Raw genomic sequence first — 16,346 nt, 5'->3', positions numbered from 1 at the left:
CGCTTGGAGTCTCGACATGGCTTACCGAATCGATCCGCACCGTCTCAGCCGTCGCGACCTGATCAGGCTCGGCGGCGGCGCTCTCCTCGTCACCACGTCGCTGACGGCGTGCAGCAGCGACGGGTCGCAGGGCGGCACGCAGGCGTCGAAGAGCGCGGCGCCGGCCAACCGCCCGCTGGAGTCGCCGATGCTCGCCGACCAGGTCAAGGCCGGCAAGCTGCCCGCGCTCGCCGAGCGGCTCCCGGAGGCGGCCGACCGCCTGGTGGTGGACGGGCCGGAGGGACTGGGCGCCTTCGGCGGCACCTACCACGGCGCCTGCCTCGGCGAGGGCGACGACCCGTGGCTGGAGCGCCTCATCGCGTACGAGCCGATGCTGCGCGTGGACCCCACGATGAAGACCACGATGCCCGGCACGATGAAGGAGATCACCGCCAACGCGGACGGCACCGAGTACACCCTCCACCTGCGCAAGGGCATGCGCTGGTCGGACGGGGAGCCGTTCACCGCGGACGACGTGATGTTCGCGATCGAGGACGTCTACTTCAACGACGAGGTCACGCCCACCGGGATTCCCCCGCTGCTGAGCGTGGACCAGGAGCCCGCCAAGGCCGAGAAGGTGGACGACCTCACCGTCAAGATCACCTTCCCCAAGCCGAAGGGCGACTTCATCGACGGCTGCCGCGGCGCCATCTGGTGGTCGGTCAACTTCGGGTTCTTCCCCAAGCACTACCTCAAGGACTTCCACCCCAAGTACAACAAGAACCTCAAGAAGGACATGAAGGCGAAGGGGTTCGGCGAGTTCACCCCGTTCTGGGAAGACCGCATCAAGTGGTGGAACAACCCCGAGCGGCCGACCCTGCACGCCTGGATCGTCACCGACCCGCTGAACACCGGCGACCGCGTGGTGGCCGAGCGCAACCCGTACTACTGGAAGGTCGACTCCGGCGGCGCGCAGCTCCCGTACATCGACAAGCTGGAGTTCGCGATCATCCAGGAGGCGGAGGTGATGCTGCTGCAGGCGGTGGACGGCAAGCTCGACTTCCACGCCCGGCACATCAACTCCGACGTCAACAAGCCGGTGCTGGCCGAGGGGCGCCAGAAGGGCGGCTACCACTTCACCACGGTCGAGACGACCTCGATGAACCGGATGATCATCTCGCTCAATCTGTGCCACAAGGACAAGGAGCTGCGCGAGGTCTTCAGGAACAAGGACTTCCGCATCGGGCTGTCCCACGCCATCGACCGCCAGAACATCATCAACACCGCCTACCAGCGCCAGGGCGAGCCGTGGCAGGCCGCGCCGCACCGCAACTCGGAGTTCTTCGACGAGGAGATGGCCAAGCAGTACACGCAGTACGACGTGAACCTGGCCAACCAGCACCTCGACAAGGCCGGGCTGACCGAGAAGGACGACGAGAACTTCCGCCTGCTGCCGAGCGGCGAGCGGCTGCGCTTCTCCCTCGACCTGGTCAGCCTCTTCCCCGAGTGGGCCAACGCGGCCGAGCTGGTCCGCCAGAACTGGCAGGCCGTCGGCGTCGAGATGCAGGTCAACCCGATCGAGCGCACGCTCTTCTACGACCGCAAGATGGCCAAGACCAACGAGCACGACGCGAACGTCTGGGCCGGCGACGGCGGCTACCGCGTCGAGATCGAGGAGGCCCGCTGGTGGTTCCCCAACGGGGAGGAGTCCAACTACGCTACCCCCTGGGGCGTCTACTTCCAGACCCACGGCTCCAGCCCCGACGCGCAGAAGCCGCCCGCCGAGACGCTCAAGCAGATGGAGCTCTACTGGCAGATGCAGACCGAGCCGGACCAGGCCAAGCGCAAGGACATGTTCCGGCAGATCCTGGCCATCGCCAAGGAGCAGTTCTACGCCATCGGCCTGGTCCTGCCCACCGACGGCTACGCGATCGTCAGCAACAAGCTGCACAACGTGGCCAAGAGCTACCCGGACGCGTTCCTGCACCTGGCGCCCGGCCCGACCAACGTGCCGACCTGGTACTTCGAGGCGTGAGCGATGCTCCGCTACATCGGCAGGCGCGTGCTCATCCTCATCCCGACGCTTGCCGCGATCTCCATCGTCACGTTCGTGGTGATCCAGCTGCCCCCGGGCGACTACCTGACCACGCTGACCGCGCAGCGGGCCTCCCAGGGTGACGGCGTGCCCACGGGCGAGATCGCCCGGCTGACCGAGCGGTACGGCCTGGACAAGCCGGTGATCGTGCAGTACTGGCAGTGGATCTCCGCCATCCTCTTCCACGGCGACTTCGGGGAGTCCTTCGACTACGCCCGTCCGGTGTCCGCGCTGCTCGCCGAGCGGCTGCCGCTGACGATCGCGCTGTCGCTCGTCACGCTCGTCTTCATCTGGGCGGTGTCGTTCCCCATCGGCGTCTACTCCGCGATCCGGCAGTACTCCGTGGGCGACTACACCTTCACCTTCTTCGGCTACCTCGGGCTGGCCGTGCCGAACTTCCTCATCGCGCTCGTGCTGATGTGGGTGGGCCTGCAGTTCTTCGACCTGAACGCGGGCGGCATCCTGTCGCCGGAGTACCGCGACGCCCCGTGGAGCCTGGCCAAGCTCGGCGACCTGGCGGCCCACCTGTGGATCCCGATCGTCATCTGGGGCACGGCCGGGACCGCGGGCAACATCCGCGTCCTGCGCGCCAACCTGCTGGACGAGCTGCGCAAGCCGTATGTGGTGGCGGCGCGGGCGCGCGGCATGCCCGAGCGGAAGATGACGATCATGTATCCGGTGCGGGTGGCGATGAACCCGTTCTTCTCCACCATCGGCTGGGTGCTGCCCGGTCTGATCGCCGCCGACGCGATCACCTCCAAGGTGCTGAACCTGCAGACCACCGGTCCGCTGATGCTCCGCGCGCTGCTCGCCCAGGACATGTACCTGGCCGGGGCCATCCTGCTGATCAGCGCGGTGCTGGTGGTGCTCGGCACGCTGGTCTCGGACATCGCGCTCGGCTGGCTGGATCCGCGCGTCCGGCTGAGGTACTAGGAAGGTCCCCTCCATGAAGGATGACACCCTCGCCGTCGCGTCGCAGTGGAAGCTCGTCTGGTGGGGCTTCAAGCGCCACCGGGTCGCGCTGGTCTGCGGCTTCGTCACGGTCGCCATCTACCTCGTGGCGGTGTTCGCGCCGTTCCTCGCGCCCGGCTCCGGCCAGAAGACCAACGCCGACTACACCTACGCCCCGCCGCAGGCGCTCCACTTCGACTGGGACACCGGGCTGTACGTCAACCCGTACACGTTCAAGCAGGACCCCGAGACGCTGGCGCTGTCCTTCGAGGCGGATGAGAGCAAGAAGGCGCCGGTCGGGTTCTTCGTCAAGGGGGAGCCGTACGACCTGCTCGGGTTCATCCCGTGGGACCGGCACCTGTTCGGCCCCGAGAACCCGGACGGGCCGCCGATGTACCTGCTGGGCACCGACTCGGTGGGCCGTGACCTGCTGTCGAGGATCATCAGGGGCACCACGGTCTCGATGTCGATCGGGCTGGTCGGGGTGCTGCTCTCGCTGGTGCTGGGTGTCGTCCTGGGCGGCGTGTCCGGATATGTCGGTGGACGGACGGACACATTGATCCAGCGGGTCATCGAGATCATCATGTCGATCCCGACGATCCCGCTGTGGATGGCGCTGTTCGCCGCCGTGCCGGCCTCGTGGAGCCAGCTCGAACGCTACTTCGCGCTCACCGTCGTCATCTCACTGGTCGGCTGGACCGGCATGGCCAGGGAGGTGCGCGGCAAGTTCTTCGCGGTGCGCGGCGAGGAGTACGTCATGGCCGCGACCGCCGACGGCGCCGGCCGCCTGCGCATCATGTTCCGGCACATGCTGCCCTCGTTCACCAGCCACATCATCGCCAACCTGTCGCTGTCGATCCCGACGGTGATCCTGGCCGAGACCGCGCTGTCGTTCATCGGGCTCGGCCTGCAGACCCCGATGATCAGCTGGGGCGTGCTGCTGCAGGAGGCGCAGAACATCCGGGCGGTGTCGACCGCGCCCTGGATGCTGATCCCCGGCGTCGCGGTGGTGGTGACCGTGCTGGCCATGAACTTCTTCGGCGACGGCCTCCGCGACGCGGCCGACCCGTACAAGCACTGATCCCTGGGAGGACCCGTGGAAGAACCGCTGCTCAGGATCGAGGGGCTGCGCACCCACTTCTTCACCTCGGAGGGCGTGCTGAAGGCCGTCGACGGGGTGGACCTGTCGGTGCCGGCGGGGAAGACCGTCTGCCTGGTCGGCGAGTCGGGATGCGGCAAGTCCGTCACCGCCCGCTCGATCCTCCAGCTCGTGGACAAGCCGGGGCGGATCGTCGGCGGCTCGATCCGCTGGAACGGCGCCACCGAGCTGGCCACGCTGGACCCGGCCGGCGAGGAGCTGCGGCGGGTGCGGGGCGGCGAGATCGGCATGATCTTCCAGGAGCCGATGGCCTCGCTGTCGCCCATGTACACGGTGGGCGCGCAGCTGTCGCAGGCCCTGCGGCTGCACCGCGACCTCACCAAGCAGGAGGCCAGGGAGGAGGGCGTGGCGCTGCTGCGCAAGGTCGGCATCCCCAACGCCGAGCAGCGCTACGACACCTACCCGTTCCAGCTGTCGGGCGGCATGTGCCAGCGCGTGATGATCGCGATCGCGCTCTGCTGCGACCCTGCGTTGCTGATCGCCGACGAACCGACCACCGCGCTCGACGTCACCACGCAGGCGCGCATCCTCGACCTGATGATGGACCTGCGCGCGCAGAACGACATGGCGATCCTGTTCATCACCCACGATCTCGGCGTGGTCGCGGAGGTCGCCGACGAGGTGGCCGTGATGTACCTCGGCAGGATCGTCGAGCACGGCACGGTGGAGCAGATCTTCTCCGACCCGCGCCACCCGTACACGCGGGCGCTGCTGCGCTCCATCCCGGAGCTGCGGGGGAGCGGGGCGCGCCGGCGGCTGACCGCGATCCGCGGCATGGTGCCGTCGCTGCGCCAGGTGCCGGCCGGGTGCTCGTTCCACACCCGCTGCGACCACGCGGTGGAAGGGCTCTGCGAGGTCACGCCGCCCCCGCTCAGGAAGTACGGCGAGGCGCACGTGGCCTCCTGCCACCTCGACGAGGTCCCCGCCGCGCCGGCCGCGCCGGCCGCGCCGGTCCTCCAGGTCACCGAGCGCGTCGCCGCGGAAACGGCCGCCGAGCCGCTGCTCAGGGTCGAGGGGCTGGCCAAGCACTACCCGATCGGCGGCGGCCTGTTCCGCAAGCCGTCCGGCGTGGTGCGCGCCGTTGACGGGGTCGACCTGACGATCCTGCCCGGCCAGACGGTCGGCCTGGTGGGCGAGTCGGGCTGCGGCAAGACCACGCTCGGCCGCTGCGTCGCACGGCTGGCCGACCCGACCGCCGGGCGCATCCTCTACCGCACCGAGCAGGGGGACGAGGTCGATCTCGCCACGGTGACGGGGGCCCGGCTGAAGGACTTCCGCCGGCAGATCCGGGTGATCTTCCAGGACCCGTTCTCCTCGCTCAACCCCCGGATGACGCTCCAGCAGATCGTCGGCGAGCCGCTGCGCACCCACGGCATCGCCTCCGGCGGCGAGCTGAGGGACCGCGTCGCGGACATGCTGACCCGCGTCGGGCTGCGCCCCGAGTACATGCAGCGCTACCCGCACGCCTTCTCCGGCGGGCAGCGGCAGCGCGTCAACATCGCGCGGGCGCTCATCACCGGCCCCCGCCTGGTGGTCGCCGACGAGCCGGTCTCCGCGCTGGACGTGTCCGTACGCGCCCAGATCCTGAACCTGCTCACCGACCTGCAGGAGGAGCTGGGGCTCACCTACCTGTTCATCTCGCACGACCTGTCCGTGGTCGAGCACATCAGCGACCGGGTCACCGTCATGTACCTGGGCAAGGTGGTGGAGGACGCCGACACGGCCGACCTCTACCGGCAGCCGCGCCACCCGTACACCGAGGCCCTCATGCACGCCGTGCCGGTGCCCGACCCGGCGCGGCGGCGGGAGCGGCACGCGTTCGAGATCGCCGACGACCTGCCCGACCCGGCCGCGCCGCCGCCCGGGTGCCGCTTCCACACGCGGTGCGCGCACGTGCGCGCCGAGCTGTGCCGTACGGACGTGCCCGAGCTGCGGGAGTACGGCGAGCGGCGGTCGGCGGCCTGCCACCACGCCGCCGGGCTCACCCTCGCCGGGGTCGGATCAGTGGCACGTGAACCGCAGGTCGACGGCCGGATGGCCGGGCGGGACGCGTAGCCGCAGCCGGTAGACCGTGTCGGGGCGGCCGAAGTGGTCACGGGTGTCGATCGCCTCGACCGTCGCGGCGAACCCGGGATGGTCGAGGACGACCAGGCCGCCCCAGCTCACCTGGCTCCCGCGCGGCTCGGGGCGGACCCGGCTGACGAACACCTCCTCGACCGCGTGCTCGCCGGTGAACTTGTCACGCAGGTCGAGGCGGCCGTGCCGGTGCCAGCGGAAGCGCCGGATCACCCGTGAGGGGTAGGCCGAGCCGAGGTCGAGCGCGAAGACCACCCCGTCGGGCGTCTCGGCGTATTCCAGCACCTCGGCCCGGCCGCCGCGCTGCGGGACGCCGCCCACGACGGGCAGCGAGTGGCCCTCGGCCGACGGGTGCAGGAAGGTGTAGCGCTTGTCGGTGAAGTAGTCGCGGGTGTACTCGCCGGCGCCGAGGTCGTCGAGCACGTTGCGGCCGGCGACCCTGAGGACGAAGTGGCCCAGGTCGTCGTGGTTGTGCGGCTCGTCGTTGTGGCCGCCCTTGGCCGCGAAGGCGTACCTGCCGGCTCCCCGGTCGATCACCCAGGCCAGGTCGGGCAGGTAGCTCGTGGTCTCCAGCGGGCCCCCGCCGCCCGGGCGGCTCCAGGCGAGGGTCCTCGACAGGTGGGCCCAGCGGTAGCAGTGGTCGGCGTGGAACGAGGGCACCACGTCCGGGCCGGGCGTGCCGAACCGCTCGGCCAGCCGGCTCAGCAGCCCGGCCGGGAGGAACGTGTCAGGCGTCGTGTCGGAGAACGGCACGTGCCCGCCGTCGGCGAAGCGCACCCGGTGGGGGAACGCGGCCATCTCGGCCACCTTGGGGTCGTCGAGCAGATCCTCCCCGGCGTGCTCGCGCAGCGCCTCGGCGAAGTAGACGAAATAGCCGAAACCGTAGACCCAGTATTCGACCCCCTCGACACAGCCGCCGTCGGCCCCGTACCCGTCCAGGAACCGCCGCATCGCGGCCCGGCACCGCTCCACCACCGGCGCGGGATCGTCCAGCACGGCCAGCGCCGCCATCCCGGCGGCCCCGGCGCACACCGCCTCCCAGTTGTTGGCGAACCCCTCCCACTCCATCGGGCGCGGGTCGAGGAACCGGTCGAGCACCCGCCGCACCACCTCGGCACGGGCCCGCCCGCCCACCTCAGGGTCGAGCCGCGGGGCGATCTCGGCGAGGGTGTGGGCGGTCTCGCAGGCGAACAGGTCGACGGGCATCCGCTGGTGCGCGGGCAGCACCCACGTGTACTCGTCGCAGGTCGCCCACACCACGTCGTCGAGCTCGCGCGTGCCCGCCGCGGGGTCGAGCAGCGCCCGGGCCGCCAGCGCCGCGAGCCTGGCGCGGCGCCCGAAGTAGCGCCGCTCGTAGCCGAGCCGGTCTCCGGTGAGCCGGAACTCCCGGAAGGCGGACCAGGGCAGCGTGGGCAGTGGCTCGTCGCTCGCCGCGACCTCGCGGATCTCGCGCTCCAGACCGGACAGCACGTGATCGAGCATAGGGGCTACGCTGCTCCGACGCGCTCGTTACCGTTTTGTGACCTTATGGAAGGTGAGATGGGCGTCCTCAGCGGGCACCCCTGATCACGAAGTCCAGCAGAGGGCTTCTGACCCACGCTCATCACGGCGTGCCTCTGCCTGGGCTCATTTCCATGGACGGGGCCGCCTGCACCGCTTGGAGCCAGCACATGCCCGTCCTGAACCTCTCCCGCGAGCAGCTCACCGCCGAGGAACTCCTCACCTGCCTGGCCGACCCCGAGACCTCCGACATGGAGGCCGTACGCATCCGCGAGCGCCTCGTCGAGATGCACGAGGGCCTGGTGGCCGACGTCACCCGCCGCTACCGCTACCGCGGCGAGCCCATGGAGGACCTGCGCCAGGCCGCGTACGTCGGTCTCATGAAGGCCGTCAACGGCTTCGACCCCGACCTCGGGCACGACTTCCGCGGCTACGCCATGATCACCATGATGGGCGAGGTCAAGCGCCACTTCCGCGACCGCACCTGGGCCGTCCGGGTGCCGCGCGTCTACCAGGAGCGCCGCATCGAGCTCAACAAGGCCAGCGCCGAGCTCACCCAGACCCTCGGCCACGCGCCGACCGTGGCCGAACTGGCCGAGAAGCTCGGCATCTCCGAGGAGGACGTCCTGCTCTCCCTGGAAGCGTCCACCGCCTACAGCGCGCTGTCGTTGGACGCGCCGGTCGGGGACGGCGAGGACTCGGCGGAGCTGAGCGACTTCCTGCCGGCCCAGGACGAGTCGCTCAACACCCTGCTCGACCGGCACGCGGTCAAGCCCCTCATCGACGCCCTGCCGGTCCGGGAGCGGACCATCCTGCTGATGCGGTTCTACGGCAACATGACGCAGTCGGAGATCGCCAAGGAGTTCGGCATCTCGCAGATGCACGTCTCCCGCATCCTGCGCGCCGTCCTCACCAAGCTCCGCACCGCCCTGACCGACTGACCCGCCCCACACCCACGGCCGCCCTCCCGGGGTCCCCGTCCCGCCTGCCGGGTCGCGACGGGCCGGGCGCTAGGATTTCAGCTGATGCGCAGGTCAGGCAGGGGGGCGTGGCCTGCGCGGGAGACACGGACCGGGAGCCGGCGATGGGGAGCGGCCTGACCCAGCGCGCGGTGGCCGCGGGGATCGTGCACGCGCTGGTCGTCGGGGTCACCTTCGGGCTGCTGCTGTGCTCGATGGCCGACATGCGCCGCGCCCAGCTCCGCGCCGGCCACTCCACACAGGTCCTGGTGGCGGCCAACCGGCTGGAACGCCTGACCGTCGACATGGAGACGGGCCTGCGCGGGTTCGCCCTGACGGGCCAGGACCGGTTCCTGGAGCCCTGGCGCGCGGCCGTCGCCGCCTACTCCGGGCAGATCGGCGAGCTGCGGCGACTGGTCGCCGACGACGCCGCGCAAAGGGCACGCGCCGAGCGCCTCGCGGCCGCGGGGAGCTCCTACGTCCACGACTACTCGATGCCGCTCGTGGCCGCCGCGCACCACGAGCCGGCCTCGGTCACGACCACGGCGGTGGCCGAGGGCAAGCGGCGTGTCGACCTGATGCGGGCGGACTTCCGCGCGCTGGTGAGCGACGAGCAGTCGGAGGTCCGGGCCCAGGAGCTGCGCTCCGAGGCCGCCACGCGCGAGGCCAGGACCGTCGGCGCGGCGGGGCTCATCACCTCCGTCGCCCTCATCGCCGCCTGCACGGGCTACCTCACCCGCGTCGTGGTCGCCCCGGTACGCCGCGTGGCCGCGACCGCCGGGCGGATGGCCCGCGGCGACCTCGCGGCGCGCGTGCCGGGCGGGGGTCCCGGCGAGGTGGGCCTGCTGGAGCGGGCGTTCAACACGATGGCGGACACCCTCGCGCGCAACCGGGAAGAGCTGGCCGCCTCCCGCTCCCGCATCGTGACCGCCGCCGACCAGGCCCGCCGGCGCATCGAACGCGACCTGCACGACGGCATCCAGCAGCGGCTGGTCTCGCTGGCGCTGGACGTGCGCACCGCGCAGACCGCGGTGCCGCCCGGGCGGGGCGAGCTCGGCGAGCGGCTGGACCGGCTGGCCGACGGGCTGGGGGAGGCGGTGGACGAGCTGCGCGAGATCTCCCGCGGCATCCACCCGGCGGTCCTGAGCCGCGCCGGCCTGGGCCCGGCCCTGAAGGCGCTCGCCCGGCGCAGCCCGCTCCCGGTCGAGCTGGACCTGAACGTGCCCGACCGGCTGCCCGAGCCGGTGGAGGTGGCCGCGTACTACGTGGTGTCCGAGGCGCTGGCGAACACGGCCAAGCACGCCCGCGCGACGGCCGCGACGGTGCGGGCGGAGGCTCGGGAGGGGCTGCTGCGACTGGAGGTACGCGACGACGGCGCGGGCGGTGCGGCGGCCGGCGGGGGATCGGGGCTGATCGGGGTCACCGACCGGGTGGAGGCGCTGGGCGGCACCCTGACCGTCACCAGCCCGCCCGCTCAGGGCACGACGCTCGTCGCCGACCTCCCCACCACCGGACACTGACCCGCCGCGGCCCCGGCTTCCGTCCGGCCGAATCCACCGGGCGCGGCGGGGAAGGGGAAGCTCATGCGGGACGGGGACACGAACGGGGACGCGAGGGACGCGAGCGGGGACATGGACGGGGACCGCACGCGGGTGGCGCTGGCGGATGACGACGTCCTGCTGCGGGAGGGGCTGGCCAGCCTGCTCGCGAACGCCGGGTTCGAGGTCGTCGGCCAGGCGGGCGACGCGCCGGGCCTGCTCGCCGTGGTCCGCGACCGATGTCCGGACCTCGTCGTCGTGGACATCCGGATGCCGCCGGGGCAGACGACGGAGGGCCTGGAGGCGGCCCGGGTCGTGCGCGAGGAGTCGCCGGAGACGGGCATCCTGCTGCTGTCGGCCCACGTCGAGGTGGACCAGGCCATGGAGCTGCTGGCGGCCGGGCGCCGGGTGGGCTACCTGCTCAAGAGCCGGGTGATCGACGTGGACGACTTCGTGGGGACGCTGCGGCGCGTGGCGGAGGGCGGCTCGGTGGTGGACCCCGGCCTCGTGCAGGAGCTCATCACGGCCCGCCGCAGGGACGACCCGCTGCGCACGCTCACCGAGCGGGAACGCGAGGTCCTCGCCCTGATGGCCGAGGGCCGCTCCAATGCCGGGATCGCCCACCGGCTGTGGATCACCGAGGGCACGGTCGAGAAGCACGTGCGCAGCATCCTGGCCAGGATGCGGTTGCCGGAGACGGAGGACGACCACCGGCGCGTGCTGGCCGTGCTCGCCTTCCTCGACTCCCGCTGACCGGCGGTGTCGCGGGGCCGGCCCGGCTCAGGCCGCGCCGAGGAGGTCGTGGATGGTCCGCGCCGACAGCGCCGACTTCGGCAGGAAGGCCAGCGCCGGGCTCTCGTCGATCAGGTCGGCGAAGTCGCTCTCGTCGTACGCCGAGATGAGGATGACCCTCGACGGCCCCCCGTCACCGGCCTCCAGCATCCGCCGCGCCAGGTCGAAGCCGCTCTCCCCGCCGAGGTCGATGTCGACCAGCGCCACGTCCGGGCGGGCCGCCTCGTAACGCGCCAGCGCCCCGGCGCCGGTCGAGGCCACGCCGACCACGTCGATCCCCTCCCGTTCCAGCAGCCGGCGGGCCGACTGGAGAAAGTGATCGTTGTCGTCGACGATCAGGCACCTCAGACCCACGCCACCAGGATCTCAGCAGGAGGCCCCCGCGCGCATTGCAGCTAGCTGGAATCGCCGGAGCCGCCCCGGCGGTGTGACCCATTCATGAGGCTCGGGCGTGGTTAGTCGGGCGGCGTATCGGGAAGTGCGACTTCGTGTCCCCCCGGCAGCCGTCGGGAGGAAACACGCCGTGACCAGGATCGAGCCGAAGCCGGAGCGCAGGACCTCTGTCCGGGCCCGCCGGCCCAGCGCCGGGCGGGTGCTCGCCTCGTGGTTGTCCACCACCGATCACAAGAAGATCGGCGCCCTGTATCTGGCGACCAGCTTCGTGTTCTTCCTGATCGCCGGAATCATGGCGATGCTGATCCGGGCCGAACTGATGAGCCCGGGCCTGCAACTGGTCACGAACGAGCAGTACAACGAGCTGTTCACCATCCACGGCACGATCATGCTGCTGCTCTTCGCCACCCCGCTCTTCGGCGGGTTCGCCAACGCCATCATGCCGCTGCAGATCGGCGCCCCCGACGTCGCCTTTCCCCGGCTCAACATGGTGGGCTACTGGTTGTTCTTGTTCGGCGGGATCATCGTGCTGTCCGGCCTGGCCACGCCCGGGGGAGCCGCCGCCTTCGGCTGGTTCGCCTACACGCCGCTGTCGGGCATCGACTTCAGCCCCGAGATCGGCGGCGACTTCTGGCTGATGGGGCTGGCGCTCAGCGGGCTCGGCACCATCCTCACCTCCGTCAACTTCATCACCACCATCATCTGCATGCGGGCGCCCGGCCTGACCATGTTCCGGATGCCGATCTTCACCTGGAACACCCTGCTGACCAGCATGATGGTGCTGATGGCGTTCCCGGTGCTGGCCGCCGCGCTGCTCGTGCTGGAGCTGGACCGCAAGGTCGGCACCCACGTCTTCGAGGCCGCCAACGGCGGCCCGATCCTCTGGCAGCACCTGTTCTGGTTCTTCGGCCATCCCGAGGTCTACATCATCGCGATCCCGTTCTTCGGCATCATCACCGAGGTGATCCCGGTGTTCAGCCGCAAGCCGCTCTTCGGCTACGTCGGGATGATCGGCGCGACCATCGCGATCGCCGGGCTGTCGATGACGGTGTGGGCCCACCACATGTTCGTGACGGGGCAGGTGCTGCTGCCGTTCTTCTCGTTCATGACGTTCCTCATCGCCGTGCCGACCGGGGTCAAGTTCTTCAACTGGACCGGCACCATGTGGCGGGGCCACCTGTCGTTCGAGTCGCCGATGCTCTTCGCGGTCGGGTTTCTCGTGACGTTCCTGCTCGGCGGGCTCACCGGCATCATCCTGGCCTCGCCGCCGCTCGACTTCCACATCAGCGACACGTACTTCGTGGTCGCCCACTTCCACTACGTCGTCTTCGGCACCGTGGTCTTCGCGATGTTCTCCGGCTTCTACTTCTGGTGGCCCAAGTTCACCGGGAAGATGCTCAACGACATGCTCGGCAAGATCCATTTCTGGTTGCTGTTCATCGGCTTCCACACGACGTTCCTCATCCAGCACTGGCTCGGCATGCTCGGCTTTCCGCGCCGCTACGCCGACTACAGCGCCGTCGACGGCTTCACCGACCTCAACCTGATCTCCTCGCTCGGCGCGTTCCTGCTCGGGTTCTCCACCCTGATCTTCCTCTACAACCTCTACTGGACGCACCGCCACGCGCCCAAGGTGGAGGTGGACGACCCGTGGGGGTTCGGCAACTCGCTGGAGTGGGCCACCTCGTGCCCGCCGCCGCGGCACAACTTCACCTCGCTGCCGCGCATCCGTTCCGAGCGCCCGGCCATGGACGCGCACCACCCGCACACCGGCCGGCGGGAGCTTCCCGAGCCGAAGTGAGGCCGGCCGGGTCAGAACGTCCAGAACTCGTTGGCGTTCTCCTTGGTCGCCACCTTCACGGGGACCGCGACCGAGCGGGCGACGGTCTGGCCCCTGGCGGCCTTGATCGCGTTGTCCACGGCGTTCCAGCCCAGCAACCGGGGCTGCTGGGCGACGGTGGCGGCCATGGTGCCCGCACGCACGGCCTTGATGCCCTGGGGGGTGCCGTCGAAGCCGACGACCTTGACCTGACCGGCCTTGGTGCCGGCGCGGGGACCGAGCGCCTGGACGGCGCCCAGGGCCATCTCGTCGTTGTGGGCGAACACGCCGGTGATGTCCGGATGCTTGCGGAGCAGTTTCGCCATGACCTCCTGGCCCCTGGCCCGGGAGAAGTCGGCCCTCTCCCGGGCGACGACCTCGATCTTCGGGTACGCGGCGATGCCCTTGAGGAAGCCCTCCCCGCGTTCGCGGGCGGCCGAGGTGCCGGCGGTGCCCTGGAGCGTGACCACCTTCCCCTTCCCGCCGATCTGCCTGGCCAGTTCCTGGGCGCCGAGCTTGCCTCCGGCCAGGTTGTCGGAGGTGATGGTCTGCGTCACGTCGTCGGCGGCGATGCTGCGGTCGGCGGCGATCACAGGGATATGGGCCTGCGTGGCGGCGTTGACGGCCTGGATGAGCCCGTCGGAGGCGACGGGGTTGATGATGATCGCGTCCAGGTGTCGGCTGGTGAAGTCCCGGATCTGGCTCGCCTGCTTGGCGGGGTCGTTGGCGGCGTCGGCGACGTTCAGCCTGACCCCGAAGTTCTCCGCCGCGGCCTCGGCCCCGTCGCGGAACTGCAGGAAGTAGGGGTTGTTCTGGGTCGACACGGTCAGGCCGAGCTCCAACCCTTCCGTCGGCTTCTCGGCACCGGTCGACCCACAGGCGGCCAGGCCGATCAGGACACCGGCCAGGGTGACCGCGAGACTTCGCATGATCTTTCCTCTGTCGCGGGAATGGTCAGGACGAGCGGCCGCGCCGAGGCCGGGCGGCCGGCTGGCGCGATCCCGGTCTGTCACGAAACCCCTGGTCAGAGCGTACGTGCTGAGGTCGCGCCAGACCGAACGTCACGTCCGTTGTTCGGCGGGAACGGATCGCACGAACAGGGTGGCGATGTCGTCGTTCAGCCTCCCGCCCTGGTAGTCCAGCGCCGCCTGGCTGACGATGTCGGCCAGGTCCGGCAGCGGCGTCCGCGCGGCGCGCTCCAGCAGCGCGGGGAGCATGGTCTCCCCGAACAGCGGGCCGTGCCGGCGGGCCTCGGTGATGCCGTCGGTGAAGAGCATCAGCGTCTCGCCCGGCGACATCGTGAAGTGCGCGGTGTGCACCGAGGGCTGGGGGAGGACGCCGACGAGCGTGCCCGGCTCGCCGACCTCGCGTACGGTGCCGTGCCGGTCGACGTGGAGCGGCAGCGGGTGCCCGCAGACCACCATGTCGACGCGGGGCCGGTCCTTCCTCAGGCGCAGCGTGAGGTAGACCAGGGTGCAGAACCGGTCGGTGGAGTGCGTGCGCACGGCCTCGTTGAGCACCATGGCGACGTGCTGCGGGTCCGGGTCGATCATCACGGCCGTGCGGGCGGTGTGCCGGACCAGCGCGGTGAGCGCCGCCGCCTCGGCGTCCTTGCCGCAGACGTCACCGAGGATGATCCCCCAGCGGCCGTCGCGTGACTGGAACACGTCGTAGAAGTCGCCGCCCACCTGGGAGTCGTCGGCGGCCGAGTGGTAGCGCGCGGCCAGCTGCACGCCCGGGATGTCGGGAAGATGTGGAGGCAGGAGGCTCTTCTGGAGGGTGCGCGCGATCTGGCGCTGCCGGTCGAGGGCGGCGGTCTTCTCGATGCAGGCGGAGGCCAGCTCGGCGAGCTGGGTGAGGATCGCCTCGTCGTCGATGGTGAAGTCGCCGCCGTCCATCTTGTCGGAGACCTGGATCACGCCCAGGTTGCCGCCGTCGGAGCCGATCAGCGGCACGGCCAGCCAGCCGCGCATCGGCGGGTGCCGGTCCGCGTGCTCGCCGAAGCCGCGCCAGGCCGGGTGCGCTTCGAGCTCGCTCTGCCGCAGCCGCATCGGCTCGTTGTTCCTGCACACCTCGGCGTAGACGCCCTGGCCGGTGTGGGGCTCGGAGAAGTCGCGGTAGGCGGCGTACTTGTCGGTCAGCGACGTGGCGGTGATACCGCTGTCGCGGGTCAGGCTCGACGCCGCCTGGTGCGCGCCGATCAGCCGGCGCGCCTTCTCTGTGAGCGTGTTGAGCGTCTCGGCGAGCGAGCTGGCCGAGTTGATCTCGACGCTGGCCTGCGCCAGGCCCTGGAGCTGCTGCGAGCGCCGCTGCACGGCCTCGGCCTCCGCGTTCAGCCGGGCCGACTCCGAGAACTCCAGCTGCAGCCTGATCTCGGTCATGGCCGCCGTGACGAGCTCGCCGAGGGTGCGCAGCTCGTCCATGCTCCAGCGGTGCGGGCGGGTGTCCACGGCGCACAGGGCCCCGAGGACCTGCCCGTCCAGGACGAGCGGGACGCCCATGTAGGCCCGCATGCGGGTCGGCGCGACGGCGGGGTTGGCCGCGTGGTCGGGGTTGGATCTGACGTCGCAGATGACGATCGGCTGCCCCTGCGTCACCACGATCGGGCAGAACCCCCAGTCCAGGGGCAGCACGCGCTCGGCGGTCCTGGGATGGCGCGCGCCCACGTACTGGATGACGCGCTGCCGGGCGCCCTCGACGAACGTGAGCAGCACCACGGGGACGTCGAGGAGCCGCGCGACGAGGCGTGCCGACCGGTCGAGCGTCTGCCTGGCCATCTCGTCGGCCAGGCGCAGCCGTTCGAGGGCGGCGAGCCGAGCGGGATCGCTGAACACGTCGCCGGAGCTCGGTCCGCTCATATATCGGCTCGTCCGCTCGGGGCGTGCCGGTTCTGTGTGCTCCACACCATCTCGCCTCCCTGATGCCACGTGGTCCCTGTGCGGGGGGCTGGTCGGTGAGAATTCGGCTCGTACGGTGACCGTCCCGCAGATGAGCGCCGAGACCGGGCGCATCAGAGAGAATATGACTGTTTTATCGGATAACGGGCATAATTGTCCCGTTTTTGCGCCCTAATGGCCTACGACCT

The 16,346-nt window shown here is 70.5% G+C and carries 12 protein-coding genes; 8 read left to right on the top strand and 4 right to left on the bottom strand.

The window, feature by feature from the left end:
• The first annotated feature begins 16 nt into the window (after window positions 1-16).
• The 4 genes from FH608_RS33195 to FH608_RS33180 are packed head-to-tail and all read left to right on the top strand — an operon-like array spanning window position 17 to window position 6,239.
• Complete coding sequence (locus tag FH608_RS33195) at window positions 17-2,014, top strand: ABC transporter substrate-binding protein (RefSeq protein ID WP_139634314.1); 1,998 nt, start codon at window positions 17-19, stop codon at window positions 2,012-2,014.
• A 3-nt stretch (window positions 2,015-2,017) separates the two neighbouring features.
• Window positions 2,018-3,007, top strand: a complete 990-nt coding sequence (locus FH608_RS33190; RefSeq protein WP_139634313.1) for an ABC transporter permease — start codon at window positions 2,018-2,020, stop codon at window positions 3,005-3,007.
• A gap of 13 nt (window positions 3,008-3,020) precedes the next feature.
• Complete coding sequence (locus tag FH608_RS33185) at window positions 3,021-4,106, top strand: ABC transporter permease (RefSeq protein WP_139634312.1); 1,086 nt, start codon at window positions 3,021-3,023, stop codon at window positions 4,104-4,106.
• 15 nt (window positions 4,107-4,121) lie between these two features.
• A complete protein-coding gene (locus FH608_RS33180) occupies window positions 4,122-6,239 on the top strand; it encodes an ABC transporter ATP-binding protein (protein WP_226900118.1) in 2,118 nt (705 codons plus the stop codon).
• Here the strand turns inward: FH608_RS33180 and FH608_RS33175 are convergent.
• Window positions 6,186-7,742: a heparinase II/III family protein gene (locus FH608_RS33175; protein ID WP_139634310.1), complete on the bottom strand. Its 1,557-nt coding sequence runs from the start codon at window positions 7,740-7,742 to the stop codon at window positions 6,186-6,188. The genes FH608_RS33180 and FH608_RS33175 overlap by 54 nt on opposite strands.
• A gap of 188 nt (window positions 7,743-7,930) precedes the next feature.
• Between FH608_RS33175 and FH608_RS33170 the strand changes: the two genes are divergently transcribed.
• The 3 genes from FH608_RS33170 to FH608_RS33160 all read left to right on the top strand — a co-directional run bounded on the left by FH608_RS33170 (window position 7,931) and on the right by FH608_RS33160 (window position 11,010).
• Window positions 7,931-8,701 (top strand): SigB/SigF/SigG family RNA polymerase sigma factor, encoded by a 771-nt coding sequence (locus FH608_RS33170; RefSeq protein WP_193318765.1) that lies wholly within the window; start codon window positions 7,931-7,933, stop codon window positions 8,699-8,701.
• A gap of 143 nt (window positions 8,702-8,844) precedes the next feature.
• Window positions 8,845-10,239, top strand: a complete 1,395-nt coding sequence (locus FH608_RS33165; RefSeq protein WP_139634309.1) for a sensor histidine kinase — start codon at window positions 8,845-8,847, stop codon at window positions 10,237-10,239.
• A 63-nt stretch (window positions 10,240-10,302) separates the two neighbouring features.
• On the top strand, window positions 10,303-11,010 hold the full coding sequence (locus tag FH608_RS33160; protein ID WP_455430073.1) for a response regulator: 708 nt from the start codon (window positions 10,303-10,305) through the stop codon (window positions 11,008-11,010).
• 27 nt (window positions 11,011-11,037) lie between these two features.
• Here the strand turns inward: FH608_RS33160 and FH608_RS33155 are convergent, their stop codons facing one another.
• On the bottom strand, window positions 11,038-11,403 hold the full coding sequence (locus tag FH608_RS33155; protein WP_226900117.1) for a response regulator: 366 nt from the start codon (window positions 11,401-11,403) through the stop codon (window positions 11,038-11,040).
• A 238-nt stretch (window positions 11,404-11,641) separates the two neighbouring features.
• On the opposite strand from FH608_RS33155, the gene ctaD reads away from it, so the two are divergent.
• Window positions 11,642-13,243, top strand: coding sequence for an aa3-type cytochrome oxidase subunit I (gene ctaD / locus FH608_RS33150; protein ID WP_394367717.1), 1,602 nt, complete (start codon window positions 11,642-11,644; stop codon window positions 13,241-13,243).
• An 11-nt stretch (window positions 13,244-13,254) separates the two neighbouring features.
• On the opposite strand, the gene FH608_RS33145 is transcribed toward ctaD, so the two are convergent.
• Window positions 13,255-14,190 carry a substrate-binding domain-containing protein gene (locus tag FH608_RS33145; protein WP_226900116.1) on the bottom strand — a complete coding sequence of 312 codons (936 nt, stop codon included), beginning with the start codon at window positions 14,188-14,190 and terminating at the stop codon, window positions 13,255-13,257.
• 132 nt (window positions 14,191-14,322) lie between these two features.
• Window positions 14,323-16,119 carry a SpoIIE family protein phosphatase gene (locus FH608_RS33140; RefSeq protein ID WP_193318764.1) on the bottom strand — a complete coding sequence of 599 codons (1,797 nt, stop codon included), beginning with the start codon at window positions 16,117-16,119 and terminating at the stop codon, window positions 14,323-14,325.
• Window positions 16,120-16,346: the final 227 nt, after the last annotated feature.

This window comes from Nonomuraea phyllanthi (genome assembly GCF_006334985.2).
Lineage (GTDB): Bacteria > Actinomycetota > Actinomycetes > Streptosporangiales > Streptosporangiaceae > Nonomuraea > Nonomuraea phyllanthi.
This window is presented reverse-complemented; position numbering and strand designations above follow the sequence as displayed.

Coding starts and splice junctions, on each gene's coding strand:
- FH608_RS33195 (WP_139634314.1), top strand. CDS start 17: ATGGCTTACCGAATCGATCCGCACCGTCTCAGCCGTCGCGACCTGATC.
- FH608_RS33190 (WP_139634313.1), top strand. CDS start 2,018: ATGCTCCGCTACATCGGCAGGCGCGTGCTCATCCTCATCCCGACGCTT.
- FH608_RS33185 (WP_139634312.1), top strand. CDS start 3,021: ATGAAGGATGACACCCTCGCCGTCGCGTCGCAGTGGAAGCTCGTCTGG.
- FH608_RS33175 (WP_139634310.1), bottom strand. CDS start 7,742: ATGCTCGATCACGTGCTGTCCGGTCTGGAGCGCGAGATCCGCGAGGTC.
- FH608_RS33170 (WP_193318765.1), top strand. CDS start 7,931: ATGCCCGTCCTGAACCTCTCCCGCGAGCAGCTCACCGCCGAGGAACTC.
- FH608_RS33165 (WP_139634309.1), top strand. CDS start 8,845: ATGGGGAGCGGCCTGACCCAGCGCGCGGTGGCCGCGGGGATCGTGCAC.
- FH608_RS33160 (WP_455430073.1), top strand. CDS start 10,303: ATGCGGGACGGGGACACGAACGGGGACGCGAGGGACGCGAGCGGGGAC.
- FH608_RS33145 (WP_226900116.1), bottom strand. CDS start 14,190: ATGCGAAGTCTCGCGGTCACCCTGGCCGGTGTCCTGATCGGCCTGGCC.
- FH608_RS33140 (WP_193318764.1), bottom strand. CDS start 16,119: ATGAGCGGACCGAGCTCCGGCGACGTGTTCAGCGATCCCGCTCGGCTC.